Origin of the sequence: Paenibacillus sp. BK033 (assembly GCF_004345425.1) — a bacterium.
Classification (GTDB): Bacteria; Bacillota; Bacilli; order Paenibacillales; family Paenibacillaceae; genus Pristimantibacillus.
Map to the genome: position 1 here is coordinate 1 of NZ_SLVP01000019.1, position 14,905 is coordinate 14,905.

The 14,905-nt window shown below is 51.9% G+C and carries 11 protein-coding genes; 5 read left to right on the forward strand and 6 right to left on the reverse strand.

All coding sequences use genetic code 11. From position 1 onward, the window contains the following. The first annotated feature begins 540 nt into the window (after positions 1-540). Positions 541-4,914: an endo-1,4-beta-xylanase gene (locus EV294_RS29385; protein ID WP_132313478.1), complete on the forward strand. Its 4,374-nt coding sequence runs from the start codon at positions 541-543 to the stop codon at positions 4,912-4,914. Between the two features lie 57 nt (positions 4,915-4,971). Here the strand turns inward: EV294_RS29385 and EV294_RS29390 are convergent, their stop codons facing one another. The 4 genes from EV294_RS29390 to EV294_RS29405 all read right to left on the reverse strand — a co-directional run bounded on the left by EV294_RS29390 (position 4,972) and on the right by EV294_RS29405 (position 9,959). Then, a complete protein-coding gene (locus tag EV294_RS29390; RefSeq protein ID WP_132313433.1) occupies positions 4,972-5,499 on the reverse strand; it encodes a hypothetical protein in 528 nt (175 codons plus the stop codon). Further along, entirely contained in the window at positions 5,469-5,726 is a 258-nt protein-coding gene (locus EV294_RS29395; protein ID WP_132313435.1) for a hypothetical protein, read from the reverse strand. Before EV294_RS29395 ends, EV294_RS29390 begins: the two co-directional genes overlap by 31 nt. A 158-nt stretch (positions 5,727-5,884) precedes the next feature. Beyond that, positions 5,885-9,133, reverse strand: a complete 3,249-nt coding sequence (locus tag EV294_RS29400; RefSeq protein WP_243711835.1) for a carbohydrate-binding protein — start codon at positions 9,131-9,133, stop codon at positions 5,885-5,887. A gap of 190 nt (positions 9,134-9,323) precedes the next feature. Next, complete coding sequence (locus EV294_RS29405; RefSeq protein WP_132313439.1) at positions 9,324-9,959, reverse strand: peptide-methionine (S)-S-oxide reductase MsrA; 636 nt, start codon at positions 9,957-9,959, stop codon at positions 9,324-9,326. 126 nt (positions 9,960-10,085) lie between these two features. On the opposite strand from EV294_RS29405, the gene EV294_RS29410 reads away from it, so the two are divergent. From EV294_RS29410 to aguB, 4 genes are all read left to right on the forward strand, one after another. Beyond that, positions 10,086-10,481, forward strand: a complete 396-nt coding sequence (locus EV294_RS29410) for a VOC family protein (protein WP_132313440.1) — start codon at positions 10,086-10,088, stop codon at positions 10,479-10,481. 253 nt (positions 10,482-10,734) lie between these two features. Further along, positions 10,735-11,508 (forward strand): HAD family hydrolase, encoded by a 774-nt coding sequence (locus EV294_RS29415; protein ID WP_132313442.1) that lies wholly within the window; start codon positions 10,735-10,737, stop codon positions 11,506-11,508. A 296-nt stretch (positions 11,509-11,804) separates the two neighbouring features. Continuing rightward, complete coding sequence (locus tag EV294_RS29420; protein ID WP_132313443.1) at positions 11,805-12,839, forward strand: agmatine deiminase family protein; 1,035 nt, start codon at positions 11,805-11,807, stop codon at positions 12,837-12,839. A gap of 69 nt (positions 12,840-12,908) precedes the next feature. Next, positions 12,909-13,787: an N-carbamoylputrescine amidase gene (gene aguB, locus EV294_RS29425; RefSeq protein ID WP_132313445.1), complete on the forward strand. Its 879-nt coding sequence runs from the start codon at positions 12,909-12,911 to the stop codon at positions 13,785-13,787. Between the two features lie 59 nt (positions 13,788-13,846). Here the strand turns inward: aguB and EV294_RS29430 are convergent, their stop codons facing one another. Together EV294_RS29430 and EV294_RS29435 are read right to left on the reverse strand one after the other, a co-directional pair. Beyond that, the gene (locus EV294_RS29430; protein ID WP_132313447.1) at positions 13,847-14,083 is read right to left on the reverse strand and encodes a DNA-binding protein; all 237 of its coding nucleotides are present in this window, start codon (positions 14,081-14,083) and stop codon (positions 13,847-13,849) included. 68 nt (positions 14,084-14,151) lie between these two features. Continuing rightward, positions 14,152-14,730: a TetR/AcrR family transcriptional regulator gene (locus EV294_RS29435; RefSeq protein WP_132313448.1), complete on the reverse strand. Its 579-nt coding sequence runs from the start codon at positions 14,728-14,730 to the stop codon at positions 14,152-14,154. Positions 14,731-14,905: the final 175 nt, after the last annotated feature.

Below are 14,905 nucleotides of genomic sequence, written 5' to 3' on the forward strand. Positions count from 1 at the left end.
GCCTGCTCTCTTTCATGTGGACGACACCTCGGTTTTTTTGTGTTTATTATCTACCTGTTCTTAGAGGGTGTCCACTTTTTATTCTAGTTGCAGGCGCATCGTTAAGGGCAACTCCTCCGGCCGCTGTGGCGTCCTTAACGATGCCGCGCATCGTTAAGGCTTCTGCTCGAGCACGAATTACCTCCAAAAACGCCTTTTCCTCATGGCTTTACGATACCGCGCATCGTTAAGCCGTTCGTTATCTCCCGTTTTTAGTCCTTAACGATGCCGCGCATCGTTAAGGACCTTGCTCGAGCACGAAGTACCTCACACGCCTTCACTCATTGCTTATGTGTCCGACTACCTCCCCAACTTCAACTGCTCTGCCCCGCGGCCCCCTTTTTTACACGAAATGTTAAATAAGTACAGTAAGTCATTTAGTTCTTATAGTAACTCCAAGTTTAATAAAAGCTATAATCTCTCTAGGAAAGGAGGGGCCACTACAACGTTGTTTTGTAAGCGCTTAATAAAAATTCTTTTCGAAGGGGAATGCAATACATGATGAGTAGATCCTTGAAAAAGTTCGTCTCGATCCTGCTCGCGGCAGCCCTGCTGATTCCGATTGGCAGACTGGCACCGGTTGCGGAAGCTGCGGCAACGGAAACGACCGTTTATCATGAAGATTTTGCCGGCGGAGCAGGCATTGCCGCACAATCCGGCAGCGCCAGCTTGACTCCGGTCACAGGCAAGGTCTTTGCCGGCAATGATGATGGAAGCGCTTTATCCGTAACAAACCGTACGAATGATTACGACGCGGCTGACTTCAGCTATGCCGATCTCGGCCTCGAGAACGGTAAAACCTATACCGTCACCGTACAAGGCTATGTGGATGCGGACGCAACCATTCCTGCCGCTGCGCAGGCTTATCTGCAGACCATCAGCAGCTACGGCGTTGTAGCAAGCGCCGATTACGTGGCCGGAGCAGCCTTCACCTTAACCAACTCCTTTACGGTGGATACCAGCAAAGATACCAAGCTGCGCGTTCAATCGAACGCAAGTGGCAAAACCGTTCCTTTCTACATTGGAGACATTCTCATCACGACCCCGCAAACCACAACGACAACAACGATTTATCATGAAGACTTTGCTAACGGCAAAGGAATCGCCGCGCAATCCGGCGGCGCCAGCCTGACGCCCGTAACCGGCAAAGCATTTGAAGGCAACGAGGATGGTAACGCATTGACCGTCACCAACCGCGCGAATGATTATGACGCGGCTGACTTCAGCTATGCCGATCTCGGCCTCGAGAATGGCAAGACCTATACCGTCACCGTAAAAGGCTATGTGGATGCGGATACAACCATCCCTGCCGGCGCGCAGGCGTATCTGCAGACCATCAGCAGCTACGGCGTTGTTGCCAGCGCCGATTACGCGGCCGGAGCTGCTTTCACCTTATCGAACTCCTTTACGGTGGATACCAGCAAAGATACCAAGCTGCGCGTTCAATCGAACGCAGCAGGCAAAAACGTTCCGTTCTACATCGGAGATATCTTGATCACCGAGACCGTAAGCTCGGGCGGCGGACAAGAAGAGCCTCCTAGACCGCCAGCCTTGCCTTTCAATACCCTTACGTTTGAGGATCAAACAACCGGGGGCTTTACGGGCCGTGCAGGTACCGAGACTCTGACGGTTACGAACGAAGCTAACCATACGGCAGACGGTTCTTACTCTCTCAAGGTAGAAGGCAGAACAACAAGCTGGCATGGCCCATCCTTGCGCGTTGAGCAATACGTCAATAAAGGCTATGAATATAAAGTAACCGCTTGGGTGAAGCTGCTGTCTCCCGAAACCAGCACCAAGCTCGAGCTTGCCTCCCAGGTGGGAGACGGCGGAAGCGCCAACTACCCAAGTCTGGCAAGCAAAACGATTACCGCAGCCGACGGCTGGGTTCAGCTGCAAGGCACTTACCGCTATAACAGCGTAGGCGGCGAATATCTGACCATCTATGTGCAAAGCTCCAATGCAACAGCGTCCTACTATATCGACGATATCAGCTTTGAGAGCACGGGCTCCGGTCCTGTCGGCATCCAGAAGGACCTAGCCCCACTCAAAGACGTATACAAGAACGACTTCCTGATCGGCAACGCGATCTCCGCCGAAGATCTGGAAGGAACGCGTCTTGAGCTGCTGAAAATGCATCATGACGTCGTAACCGCGGGCAACGCGATGAAGCCGGATGCCCTGCAGCCAACGAAGGGCAACTTTACCTTCACGGCAGCAGACGCCATGGTCAACAAAGTACTAGCGGAAGGCATGAAAATGCACGGTCACGTCCTCGTCTGGCACCAGCAGTCGCCAGCATGGTTAAATACGACAACCGATTCCTCGAACAACACGGTACCCCTCGGACGCGATGAGGCGTTGGTTAACCTGAGAACGCATATTCAGACCGTTATGGAGCATTTCGGCAACAAGGTTATCTCGTGGGATGTTGTCAACGAAGCGATGAACGACAATCCGTCCAATCCGACGAACTATAAGGCTTCGCTGCGTCAGACTCCTTGGTATCAGGCCATCGGGCCGGACTACGTGGAGCAGGCGTTCCTCGCCGCAAGAGAAGTGCTTGACGAAAATCCTAGCTGGAACATCAAGCTGTATTACAACGATTACAACGAAGACAACCAGAATAAAGCGACAGCCATCTACAACATGGTGAAAGATATTAACGACCGCTACGCAGCTGCCCACAACGGCAAGCTTCTGATCGACGGCGTTGGGATGCAGGGCCATTACAATATCAACACAAATCCGGAAAACGTAAAGCTGTCGCTGGAGAAATTTATTTCTCTTGGCGTTGAAGTCAGCGTAAGCGAGCTTGACGTTACGGCCGGCAATAACTACACCCTTCCTGAAAATCTGGCTGTCGGGCAAGCTTATCTGTACGCCCAGTTGTTCAAGCTCTATCAGGAGCATGCGGATCATATCGCACGCGTAACATTCTGGGGCATGGACGATAACACAAGCTGGAGAGCCGAGAACAACCCGCTCCTGTTCGATAAGAACCTGCAGGCTAAACCGGCCTACTACGGCGTTATCGATCCGGATAAATACATGGAAGAACATGCGCCAGAGTCCAAAGATGCCAACCAGGCTGAAGCTCAATACGGTACGCCGGTTATTGACGGCACCGTAGACTCCGTATGGAACAGCGCACAGACTATTCCGGTTAACCGTTACCAAATGGCTTGGCAGGGAGCAAGCGGTACGGCTAAAGCGCTGTGGGACGATCAGTACCTGTATGTACTTGTACAGGTCAGCGACACTCAGCTCAACAAGGCTAACGCCAATGCATGGGAACAGGATTCCGTTGAGGTCTTCCTGGACCAAAACAATGGAAAAACAACCTTCTACCAAAGCGATGACGGGCAATACCGGGTTAATTTCGACAACGAGACTTCCTTTAGTCCCGCTGGCATTGCAGCGGGCTTCGAGTCTCAAACCAAGAAAACGGCTAACAGCTATACCGTTGAGCTGAAAATCCCGCTCACGGCCGTAACGCCTGCCAATCAGAAAAAGCTTGGCTTTGACGTACAAATCAATGACGCAACGGACGGAGCGCGCACCAGCGTTGCTGCTTGGAACGATACGACCGGCAACGGCTACCAGGATACTTCGGTATACGGCGAGCTTACGCTCACTGGCAAAAGCACAGGCGGAACCGGCAATGTCGGTACCACCGTACCGCAAACTGGCAATGTGGTGAAGAATCCGGATGGCTCCACAACGCTGAAGCCTGAGGTCAAAACCACTAACGGCAATGCCGTTGGCACGGTTACCGGCGACGATCTGAAAAAAGCGCTCGAGCAAGCCACTCCGGCAGCAGGCGGCAAGAAGCAAGTCATCATTGACGTGCCGCTGCAGGCTAATGCCGCTACGTATGCCGTCCAACTGCCGACGCAAAGCTTAAAGAGTCAAGACGGCTACCAGCTGACGGCGAAAATCGCCAACGCTTTTATTCAAGTCCCAAGCAATATGCTGGCGAATACGAACGTGACGACGGATCAAGTATCCATTCGGGTAGCGAAAGCATCTCTGGATAACGTTGATGCCGCTACTCGCGAGCTGATCGGCAGCCGTCCGGTTATCGATCTGAGCCTTGTTGCAGGCGGCAATGTGATTGCATGGAACAACCCAACTGCGCCTGTAACGGTTGCTGTTCCTTATGCGCCAACCGCGGAAGAGCTCAAGCATCCGGAGCATATCGTGATCTGGTATATCGATGGCAACGGCAAGGCAACTCCGGTTCCTAACAGCCGCTATGACGCAGCGCTTGGAGCCGTCGTTTTCCAAACGACGCATTTCAGCACTTATGCAGCCGTATCCGTCTTCACAACGTTTGGAGATCTGGCAAAAGTACCTTGGGCCAAAGAAGCGATTGACGCTATGGCCTCCCGCGGCGTGATCAAAGGCACCGGAGAGAACACCTTCTCCCCTGCGGCTTCGATTAAGCGGGCTGACTTTATCGCTCTTCTAGTAAGAGCGCTTGAGCTCCATGGTACCGGAACCACGAATGCCGCCATGTTCAGCGATGTACCGGCAAACGCTTATTACTATAATGAACTGGCTGTTGCGAAGCAGCTTGGCATCGCGACCGGCTTTGAAGACAACACCTTCAAACCGGACAGCAGTATCTCCCGTCAAGACATGATGGTGCTGACTACGCGCGCACTTGCCGTAATCGGCAAGCAGCTGCCGGCTGGCGGTTCCCTGAACGCATTCTCCGACGCAGCAAGCGTTGCGGGCTATGCGCAAGACAGCGTAGCAGCGCTTGTAAAAGCCGGCGTTGTTCAAGGCAGCGGCAGCAAGCTTGCTCCGCAAGACCAGCTGACACGCGCGGAAGCAGCCGTTATTCTGTACCGCATCTGGAAGCTGTAAGAAAAAATAGGAATAAAAGTCGAAGGAGGAGGCAAACTGCCCCCTCCTTCTTTATTTTCAGACAGCTCTAAATTGAAAATCCCCCAAGGCAAAAATACCTTCGGGAGAATAGGTCACTTTCGCTTCTACCTCGCCAATATACTGGGGTTCTGCAACACCCTCTATTACCAGACCTACAGCTACGACTATTTTTAGTCCTTGTTCTACGGCTTCAAAACGTACAATTCCGCCATAACCAAGCTGGTTACCAATTTTCTCTTCTCCATAATCCTTTTGATAAGCACCTAGATTTACTTCATACGTTTGACCATCAAGGGCAATCTGTCCAATTAATTCATTGTTTTTTATGGATTTTTTGAATTGAATTGCCTTTGCAAGTTTTCTCTTGTAGTCTTCCTGCGCAAAGATGTAGTCCAGCAGTTCTTGACCTGCGTGTACTCCCGTAGATTGATATTCAACAACATGAAGCTCATAAAGGCTAATGCCCGTTCCCGACCCGACATTAAGAATAACAGCAAGCTCTTCTTTTCCATCCTCGTCAAAATCATATACCTTTAGCTCTGTCTTGGCGTTGTAGGAATCCAACTCATCTCATGCTCATTATCCTCTATTTGCAGCCTTACCGTGTCATTTGTTCCAGCATACAGAAAAATATGGTGCTCAGGCAGCGATGCCAGCGGAGCTCCAGCTTTCTCATCTGCTGCTGAAGAAGAATAAGCGGCTTCCTTTTCAAATGAACAGCCTGTAAATAATAATGAAGCCGTCGCTAACCCCATAAGGAGTTGGCATGCGCTAGTTTTACGTTTCAGCAAAATCGGATTCCCTCGTCTCTGTTCGTATTCTTTGCAATTACTCTCTATTAGACTTCCGAATAGATCCAAAAGTTCCCTCTATTTGGCATTTATTTGTTTGGACAAAAAAAGAAAGAAGGAGGGGTATGTTACTCCTCTTTCTTCCTTTACTCAGTCTATTATTTCTCCCAACCCGCAATCAGAGCTTCCGCATCGACATTTAATACGGCTTTGGCTGGCGCTTTCAGGTCGCCGCTTTTCGCCTTATCCAGCTGCTTCATGAAGTCCTGCATCTGCTTGATCGCCTGATCGCGATGTCCTTTGTCCAGGTGATGCTGCGCCTGCTTCAGACTCGCCGAAAGCTGGGATGCCAGAGACTTGCCGACCTCACCCGAGGCCTTGTACCGGTCAACCAGCTTGCTCATGCTTCCGGTACTCGTCTTCACCTGAATGCGAACCGTCTTCTGCAGCTTGTTCCCTGCAGCATCCTCGACGGCTATAACAACCGCCTTCGCTCCCAAATGACCGGCGAGCTCAATGCTAAGCTTGGTTCCGTCATACGTTTTGCCGTCAAAAGCAAGACTGGCCGAACGGATCGCCGTCTTGCCGTCCCCGGCCTGAAAGCTCAAGAAAGCATCATCCTCAAGCACGGCTCCTTCCTCAAGCTTCGATCCGTTAGCTGTCAGAGAATAGACTGGCACCGCCGGGATCTCCACCGTAATACCCGCCGACACGTTACCGGACTTATCGGCGGCACTGATCACCAGCGTATAGCTTTGGTCCGCTTCGATTCCGCTTAGCACAGCCGACTGAACGCCACGTTTCACTTCCGCAGCTTCACCAACTTGCTGGCCACTCTGAAGCAACGTAAGCCGCACGACATCTCCGTCCAGCGCATAAGGTCCGTCCCATTGCACGGCCAGCTTGCTATTGTCGCGCGTGAATTGGACATTCTCGACCTCTCCCGGCGGAACCCCGTCATCAACCGGATCTGGCGGCAGGGTTGGCGCGGTAAAGACGGAGGAGGCGCCAAAGGTAAACTTGTCGAAGTTGTACAGCCAGTCATTCCCCTTGAACAAAAGGTAGACCAGATGCTTGCCCGTAACCGGAGCCGCAGCCTTAATCGTTCCGTCAAACACCTGGAACGTCTGCCATCCGCCCGTGCCGCTTACCTCAGCTGTAGCAATGACAGGCCCGTTAATGCCGTCAATTCTGGCCTCAATGGTTCCGCCGCTTGTTGCGCTTGCCGCCTGAACGTGGAACTGCGTTGGGCCGGCATCGCCAAAATCAACATAATTGTACATCGCGTATGGATTATTCGGGCCGTATACGCCAGCCAGATAAGTCTGGTTGCCGCCGTTTTCCGTACCCACGTTGACGCTGTTCGTGAAATTTTCAGCCTCCAGCTTGCCGTAGGCATCTCTAGCCGTGCCTTTGATCTGCGAGAAGGTGAACCAATCTAGGTTGCAAGGATAGTCGCTGCCATCCGCCCCATGGAAAATAAGGTACACATCGTGAACGCCAACAGCCAGCGAATCATCGATGATGGAGGTTACGTCCACCCAATTATTCCAGCTGCCCATGGCAGGAACCTCGATCATGCCGGCCGTCGGACCGTCAAGGCTGTCCAGCTTCACTTCAATGGATCCGCCTTTATTGCCGCTCGCGACATGTACCGTAACGCCGGCGGCTCCCGAGCCAAAATCAATGTCCTTATAAGACGCGTAAGCATTATTATGAATGCCGTCCGCAAATTGTCCGGAGGAATTAACGCTGAGTCCGTCGCTGCTCGCAAAATTCTCGGCCTGCAATTTCGCGTAAGCATCCGTCTTCGTTGGATCGGTCTTCGTAAACTTGAACCAGTTCAGGTTAAACAGATACGAGTCATTGGTTTTCTTAAACAACAGATACACATCGTGTTTGCCGGTCACATGGCTCGTATTCCCCTGGTCATCCTTCAGCAGCGTAACGGCGTCCATAAAGTTATTCCAGCCTCCGGTGCCCTCGACGTTCAAGGTTCCTGCCTTCGGACCGTCCAAAGCATCCAGCCTAACCTCGATCTGACCGCCGCCCGTGCCGCTTGATGCCCGCGCAATGAAACCGCTTGCACCTTGTCCCGAGCCAAAATCCACGTTTTTGTAAGCCGCATAATAGCCGTCCTGAATACCGCCTAATTGCAGCGAGCCTTCGATGCTGCCCTCCATGCCCGGCCCGTTTACGATATTGAAGCTTTCCGCCTCGACCTTGTTATACGGATTTTTAACGGCATACTCCAGGTGCTCCGCATCCTGCGGCTCCAAAGAGGTCAGCGCTTGCACGGCCGCTGCCGAGCTCCACGACTCGAAGGTACCGGATAACTGCTGGCCCGCCCAGTTGCTGTCGACCAGATTGGCCGCATTGCGATTGTTCCACGCCATATCCGTATTAAACGCCAGCCACTCGTTATAGCCTTCCGCGAAGGTCTTGTACTTGCTCTCGCTGCTGGCATTCACTGCCTTCTGCAGGTAGCCGAGGTTACGGACGAGAATGGTCTTGCCGCCCTTCAAGTCTCCGTTGGGACCTTCGTAACGCAGCAGTCCGTTCGAATCCACCAGCTGCTCCTTGGTAAAGGTTGCCCCCTTGAGCGCATCGTCCAAATAAACCTCGTCTCCCGTAATCTGATAGAGACCCACGGCCGCCCCGATAAACGTGCCCTGATTATAGTGAGTCGCGCCTTGGATCGGGCCGTTTTGCGTTTCAATCCGGTCGAATACTTTGCCGTTGCCGTCCGTGAGCATCGTTTTGCCCCAACGGTAGATCTTTGAAGCGGCATCCAGGTAGTCGGCATTCCCGGTCGCGTTATACAGGAATACCGCGGCTTCGGCAGCCGGGAAGTTTATGCAGGCGTTTTTCGTCGTGCGGTCATCGCTCTTCCACCAAATGCCGCCGCCCGCAAATTCATCATCCCATTGCGTATCATAGACGTAATTAAAGTAATATTCCGCCCGTTCGAGGTACTTCGCATCATTCGTAATCTGGTAGGCTCTTGTGCTCGCCATCGCCCACCACATAATGTCGTCGTTAAACGTATTATTCGTCCAGTCCTGGCCATACTTCGCTACCGCCCCGTCGAACACATCGTCAATCTGAGTGCGCAGCTTCGCCTTCAGCTCCGGATCCGTTGCCTCCTGGTAAGCATCCATCACCAGCTCCCACAGCTCGGCCTCCACCCAAAAATCCTGATACCCGTCATGCTTGGAGGTTTTCCAGAAGTACTTCGCACTCGCATCCCAGAACGCGTTATTGTAGGCTTCGATCGCGGTCTTCGCGTCCGCCGCCTCAAAAGCATGGGCACGGGGCGTTCCGTTTGGAATCAAGGGACTAACAGAGAGAGCTAGAGCAATTGGCAATACGATAAGCTTTGACCTTCTTCTTGTCTTACCGGTCACAAACATCCCTCCTGAAAAAATATGAATTGGCAAAAGAAAAGCCGATTCGCATGCGGGTATACGATCGGCTTCAGTCACCTATTAATATAAAGTCATACTAATATTATGTCAATATATCATATTTAATTAAATCCTTTAGACTACTTATAAATAATATAACATGTCATAACATTTGTGAAGGAAGAACTACTTACCAGCGAATTTGTCGAATCAAGGAGAGCATCTCTTTCCGCTCGTTTTCGCCTAACGGCCACCCCTTCATCTCGTTTTGCAGACGCTCCAGATTGAGGAACCCCTTCGCCACTCCGTTCAGCCTTGCGGCCAAAGTGGATCTCTCCAGCTCCTCCTCTGACGGATAAAGAGACATGAGCTTCTCCACGGCATCCGGGAACCTCTTCAAATAATATTTTTGATGCCGGGATTCAGCGGGATAAAAAGTCCGGAAAGGCGACAGCTCCGTGTCCAAAATGCTCTTCCCGTCCTCCATACGGCTCTTTATCCGCCGGAAAGCCTCCGCCTGTTCGTTATCCCGATAGAGCAGCAGGGACTGATATTGACTATCCTTATAACCGTTTATGTTATAGGGATTATGGTTGTTCCAGAAAAGCTCCAGCAGCTCGTCATAGGAAACAAGGGCAGGGTCGAACTGCAGCTCAACCGTTTCGGTATGATCGCCCATGCTCCGGTAGGACGGTTCATCCGTTGTCCCTCCGGCAAAACCGACGCGTGTCCGGATCACGCCGGGAACCGCGCCAAACAAGGCTTCCGGGCTCCAGTAGCAGCCCATGCCAAGCGTAATCGTTTTCTCCGCGTTATTCTCTTTCATCTTGTCCCTCCGCTGCCTAAGGAATGGTTTCGATACATTATAATTTCCGTAAACGGTTTATCTCAAGCAGGAACGGCAACGCTATGGGAAGAAAAAGTTAGGAAGTCCAAATTTGGGAGGGTTATCATGGGAAGAGTCGTTCATTTCGAAGTTCATGTCGACGACATGGAGCGTGCAAAGAAGTTTTACGGTGAGGTATTCGGCTGGACATTCGAGGATTGGAGCGAATACGCAGGCGTGCCTTATTTCGGAGCTACGACGGGCGATGCCAATGCGATGGGGATCAACGGGGCGCTGATGAAGCGCATGGGTCCTCCCCCGCAGCCGGGACAACCGGTAAGCGGCTTTGCATGCACGATGGGCGTGGAAGATTACGATGCGACGGAAGCCAAAATCCTTCGTCTTGGCGGCCAGGTAGCCCTGCCGAAATACGCGCTGCCGGGCATGGCTTGGCAAGGCTATTACATCGATACCGAAGGCAATGTAATCGGCATCCATCAGCCGGACGAGAACGCGAAATAAGCTTACGCCTAACTAAAGGCCCAACCGCGCATGGTTGGGCTTTCCAGCGTAAACAGCTAGCTCAAGAGAGCCCTGTTACGCCTTTATCCTGATGCACGCTACTCCACCCCGTAAGCCCCGATAGCACCTGATGCTTCGGATTTGCTTCTCCCCTCCCCCGATAAATATCGTTCTTCCCGTCGATCAGACCGTTCCTCTGTTGAGGAATGATTTGCGTGGCCAATAATAACAACAAGAAAAAGTGAGGGATATGATGTCCGATTTTCCGGTTAAGGGAGTTTTGTTTGATAAGGATGGAACCTTGATTCAATTCCATTCGTTCTGGGTTCCAATCGCGGAGGAATTAACGGATCACTTGTTATCTAATATGAATGTGAATGAGCCAACATCCGGTTTAAAGGCAAGACTGCTCGAGTCGATTGGTCTCGGCGAGAACGGGAAGGTAGATTCGAAGGGGTATCTGGCTGGGGGTACAACCGCGGATATTTCCGGGGCTTACTTGAAGGTTCTTGCGGCGTATGGTTTCGGGCCGGAACAAACCGCAGGGCTTCATGAATGGATGACGGACGAAATTTACCGGCTTACCCAAGCTCATCGCGACCAGCTTCTGCCTACGGCGGATTTGGCAACCCTGCTGCCGCGGCTGAAGGATAAAGGGTTGAAGCTGGGAATCGCTACGGCCGATGACCATGAATCGACCCTCTTCTTCCTGAACAAATATGGGATTGCGCACTACTTTGATTTCATTGGCACCTCGGACCGTTACGAGAAAAAGCCAAGTCCCGTCATGATGAACGAATTTTGCGCCTTAACCGGATTGCACCCGAGCGAAGTCGCCGTTGCCGGCGATACGTTAACCGATATGAGGTTCGCCCAAAACTCGGAGGCCGGACTTGCCATTGGCGTTCTATCCGGCACAAGCGAGCGGGAAGAGCTCGCTCCTTACGCCGGACTCATCCTGCCATCCGTTGGCGACCTGATTGATGAGCAAGACCAATTGGCCTGGCATGCAGCCCGCCAGGAATAGCCTGGGAACAACAAGTAGACCCTTAAGCCACATGCTTGGGGGTCTTCTTAATGATGCTTATGCGAGGAACAGAGCGGTGCTTGCGATATCATCAACCGATAACGGCATGCTTGGACATCGTGTAAGCCGCGCCGCAGGTCTTTATCCGGCAGCATTACGGAAAATTCAGCTAAAAAACTGGATAAACACCGTAATTGAGCTGTCAACCTTTTTGTTATATGATAAGAGAGGTTTAGGCGGCTTAAGCCCGCTAAAGGACACATTGTGATCGCGATAAGAGAGGAATATTACCTAATATGAATCCTAAACAATTGAACTATACAATGCCGGCCGAATGGACGGCGCATGAACGCACCTTTATCTCCTGGCCGGTACAAGCCTCGATGGTCTATCCGGAGCATTACGAGCAGGTAAGCGCGGGTTATGCCGAGCTTGTTACCGCGATCGCGGAATTCGAACCGATTACGGTTGTAGTGAACCCGGCGGACCTGGAGAAGGTCAGCGCCCTGTTCGCAGGCAACGATGCCGTGGAATGCCTGCCCATCGAGCATAACGATGCTTGGCTGCGCGACAACGGCCCAACGTTTGTCGTGAATCCGGACGGCGAGCTGGCCGGCGTGAACTGGAAGTTCAACGCTTGGGGCGGCAAATATTCGCCATGGGACTTGGACGATGCCGTCGCGCCGCAAATTTTGAAGCATGTTGACGTGAAGCAATTCGATGCCCCGCTCGTCATGGAAGGCGGATCTATCCATACGGACGGCGAAGGCACGCTTCTGACCACCGAGGAATGCCTGCTTAACACGAACCGCAATCCGGAGCTCAGCCGCGAGCAAATCGAAGGCTACGTCAAAGAATTCGTAAACGTGGACACGATCGTATGGCTGAAGCGCGGCCTGAGCGGCGACGAGACCGACGGCCACGTCGACAACATCGCTTGCTTCGCGGCGCCGGGCAAGGTGATTCTCCAGGTTTGCGACGATCCTTCCGACGAGAACTACGCGATCACGGAGGAAAATCGCCGTATTCTAAGCGAAACGGTGGATGCAAAAGGGCGCAAGCTCGAGATTATCGAGATTGGTCAGCCTCCTTACGCGGCATACGAGGACACTCGTTTGACGCTGAGCTACCTGAACTTCTATTTCGTGAACGGCGGCATTATTTTGCCGGTATTCGGCGGCGCGGCTGAGGAAGCCGACCGCAAAGCAATTGAAACCCTGCAGGCTGCGTTCCCAGATCGCCGCATTCGTCCGATCGACGGCATGGCGGTTATCCGCGAAGGCGGCAACGTACACTGCACAACGCAACAGATGCCTGCTCGCCGGGCTTAATATACGCTATTACTAAAGCTTACGAAGCAGGTTTTGCTTCGCAAAACTTTTAAGGAGGCATGCAAATCCATGAGAACGGTCAAAGTAGCAGCCACGCAGATGAGCTGCACATCGAATATAGAAGAGAACATCCGTAAAGCCGAGGCACTCGTGCGAGAAGCGGCAGCGCAAGGCGCGCAAATTATTCTGCTTCAGGAGCTGTTCGAGACGCCATACTTCTGCCAGAAGGAAAAAGCGGACTACTACGTCTACGCAACCGAACTGGAGGAAAACAAAGCGGTCAACCACTTCCGCGGCATCGCCAAGGAGCTTGGCGTCGTGCTTCCAATCAGCTTCTACGAGAAGAAGAACTGGGCACGCTACAACTCCCTTGCCGTTATTGACGCCGACGGTGAAGTGCTCGGCAAATACCGCAAGAGCCATATTCCCGACGGTCCCGGTTATGAGGAGAAATTCTACTTTAATCCGGGCGATACGGGCTTTAAAGTATGGAAAACGAAATACGCCAAGATTGGCGTTGGCGTATGCTGGGATCAATGGTATCCGGAAGCGGCGCGCAGCATGGCGCTGATGGGCGCGGAACTGCTCTTCTACCCGACCGCTATCGGTTCGGAGCCGCAAGATGGCAGCATCGACTCGAAGGATCATTGGCAAATGTGCATGAGAGGCCACGCGGCCTGCAATCTGATGCCGGTTATCGCGTCCAACCGTATCGGCGAAGAGGTCGACGAAGACTCGTCGATTACCTTCTACGGCTCGTCGTTCATTGCCGGTCCTCAAGGCAATCTGATTGCCGAAGCCGGCCGCGACGAGCATGGCGTGCTCGTTGCCGAATTCGATCTCGACCAGCTGGAATCGCAGCGCATCGAGTGGGGCATCTTCCGCGACCGCCGTCCGGATCTGTATGGCGTTATCGCATCGTATGACGGAGAAACCCGGATTAAATAAGCCGTAATAACAGAAGGACCCTCGGGCTAAACTAAATGAGCCTGAGGGTCCTTCAGTTGTTATAAAGCAGCCCGATTCGCTACGATCTGATCGATTTCACTCTTTAATAACAGGTATCTATGAACATTTCTCATGATGGGAACTTTGGTTAACTGGTTTTTATCCACGAAAACTTTCATTTGATCTTTGGAGAGACCTAGTAACTTGCCTGCTTCCGCGACAGTAAATACAACGAGATTGCTCGTTGCGTTAAAATCTCTTTTTAATTTCTGGTTCCAGTCTTCAAATGCATTCATATGCCGTTTCCTCTCTCGCTTCTTAATTGATCGGATACTTCATTATAACACGTCTTCAGACAAACACTTCAGTTCGAACCGATTCCTTCAAAAACATTTGTCACGAGCTGCTTTACATAAGAATCGTCCAACGTGCCGCCCGTCATCAGCAAGCGATAAAAGATCGGCCCGTAAATCATGTCAATGCCTAAGGAGATATCCTGCTTATTATTTAATTCGCCGCGCTCCACTCCCCTCGCGAGCAGGCTTCCTGCCTCTTGACGGCGGGGCTCAATATACCGGGTGAGAATGGCCTCTGACATTCCTGCATCAAATTGTCCGCCGCCGATTAAATCCTTAATAATTCTTCCCTCAGGACTTGTTAGGAAACGCACCAAATTTGAAGCATGGATAACTATATCATTAAACGCGACGCCCGTGTCGGGTACGGGAAGCCTTGCTGCGGCAGCAAACAGGAACCCGTCCATGACTACGGCCGCCTTGTTCGGCCACCATTTATAAATCGTAGCTTTGCTTACCTTCGCTCGTTCAGCGATTTTCTCTACGGTGACCGTTTCGAAGCCGCTTTCCAATAATAGATCATAAGAAGCGGTAAGGATCGCCTTGTGCGTTTCCATATTACGCGGCCGCCCTCTTTTTGCTTCCACTTGAACCATCCCTTTCATCTGAATGTGCACGCACCGAATAAATAAAAACGATACGTTTAGTATACTAAAAACAAAGATCAAAGAAAACGAAAATTGCCTATTTACAAAACTATACGTTCAGTATATTATTTAGCTATTAATTAGTGAACGTTACGTATAGTAATTGATTCGCACA

What these genes read in the sequence shown, in the direction of transcription:
- EV294_RS29385 (WP_132313478.1), top strand. Translation starts at nt 541, where the DNA reads ATGAGTAGATCCTTGAAAAAGTTCGTCTCGATCCTGCTCGCGGCAGCC.
- EV294_RS29405 (WP_132313439.1), bottom strand. Translation starts at nt 9,959, where the DNA reads ATGAAAGAGAATAACGCGGAGAAAACGATTACGCTTGGCATGGGCTGC.
- EV294_RS29410 (WP_132313440.1), top strand. Translation starts at nt 10,086, where the DNA reads ATGGGAAGAGTCGTTCATTTCGAAGTTCATGTCGACGACATGGAGCGT.
- EV294_RS29415 (WP_132313442.1), top strand. Translation starts at nt 10,735, where the DNA reads ATGTCCGATTTTCCGGTTAAGGGAGTTTTGTTTGATAAGGATGGAACC.
- EV294_RS29420 (WP_132313443.1), top strand. Translation starts at nt 11,805, where the DNA reads ATGAATCCTAAACAATTGAACTATACAATGCCGGCCGAATGGACGGCG.
- aguB (WP_132313445.1), top strand. Translation starts at nt 12,909, where the DNA reads ATGAGAACGGTCAAAGTAGCAGCCACGCAGATGAGCTGCACATCGAAT.
- EV294_RS29430 (WP_132313447.1), bottom strand. Translation starts at nt 14,083, where the DNA reads ATGAATGCATTTGAAGACTGGAACCAGAAATTAAAAAGAGATTTTAAC.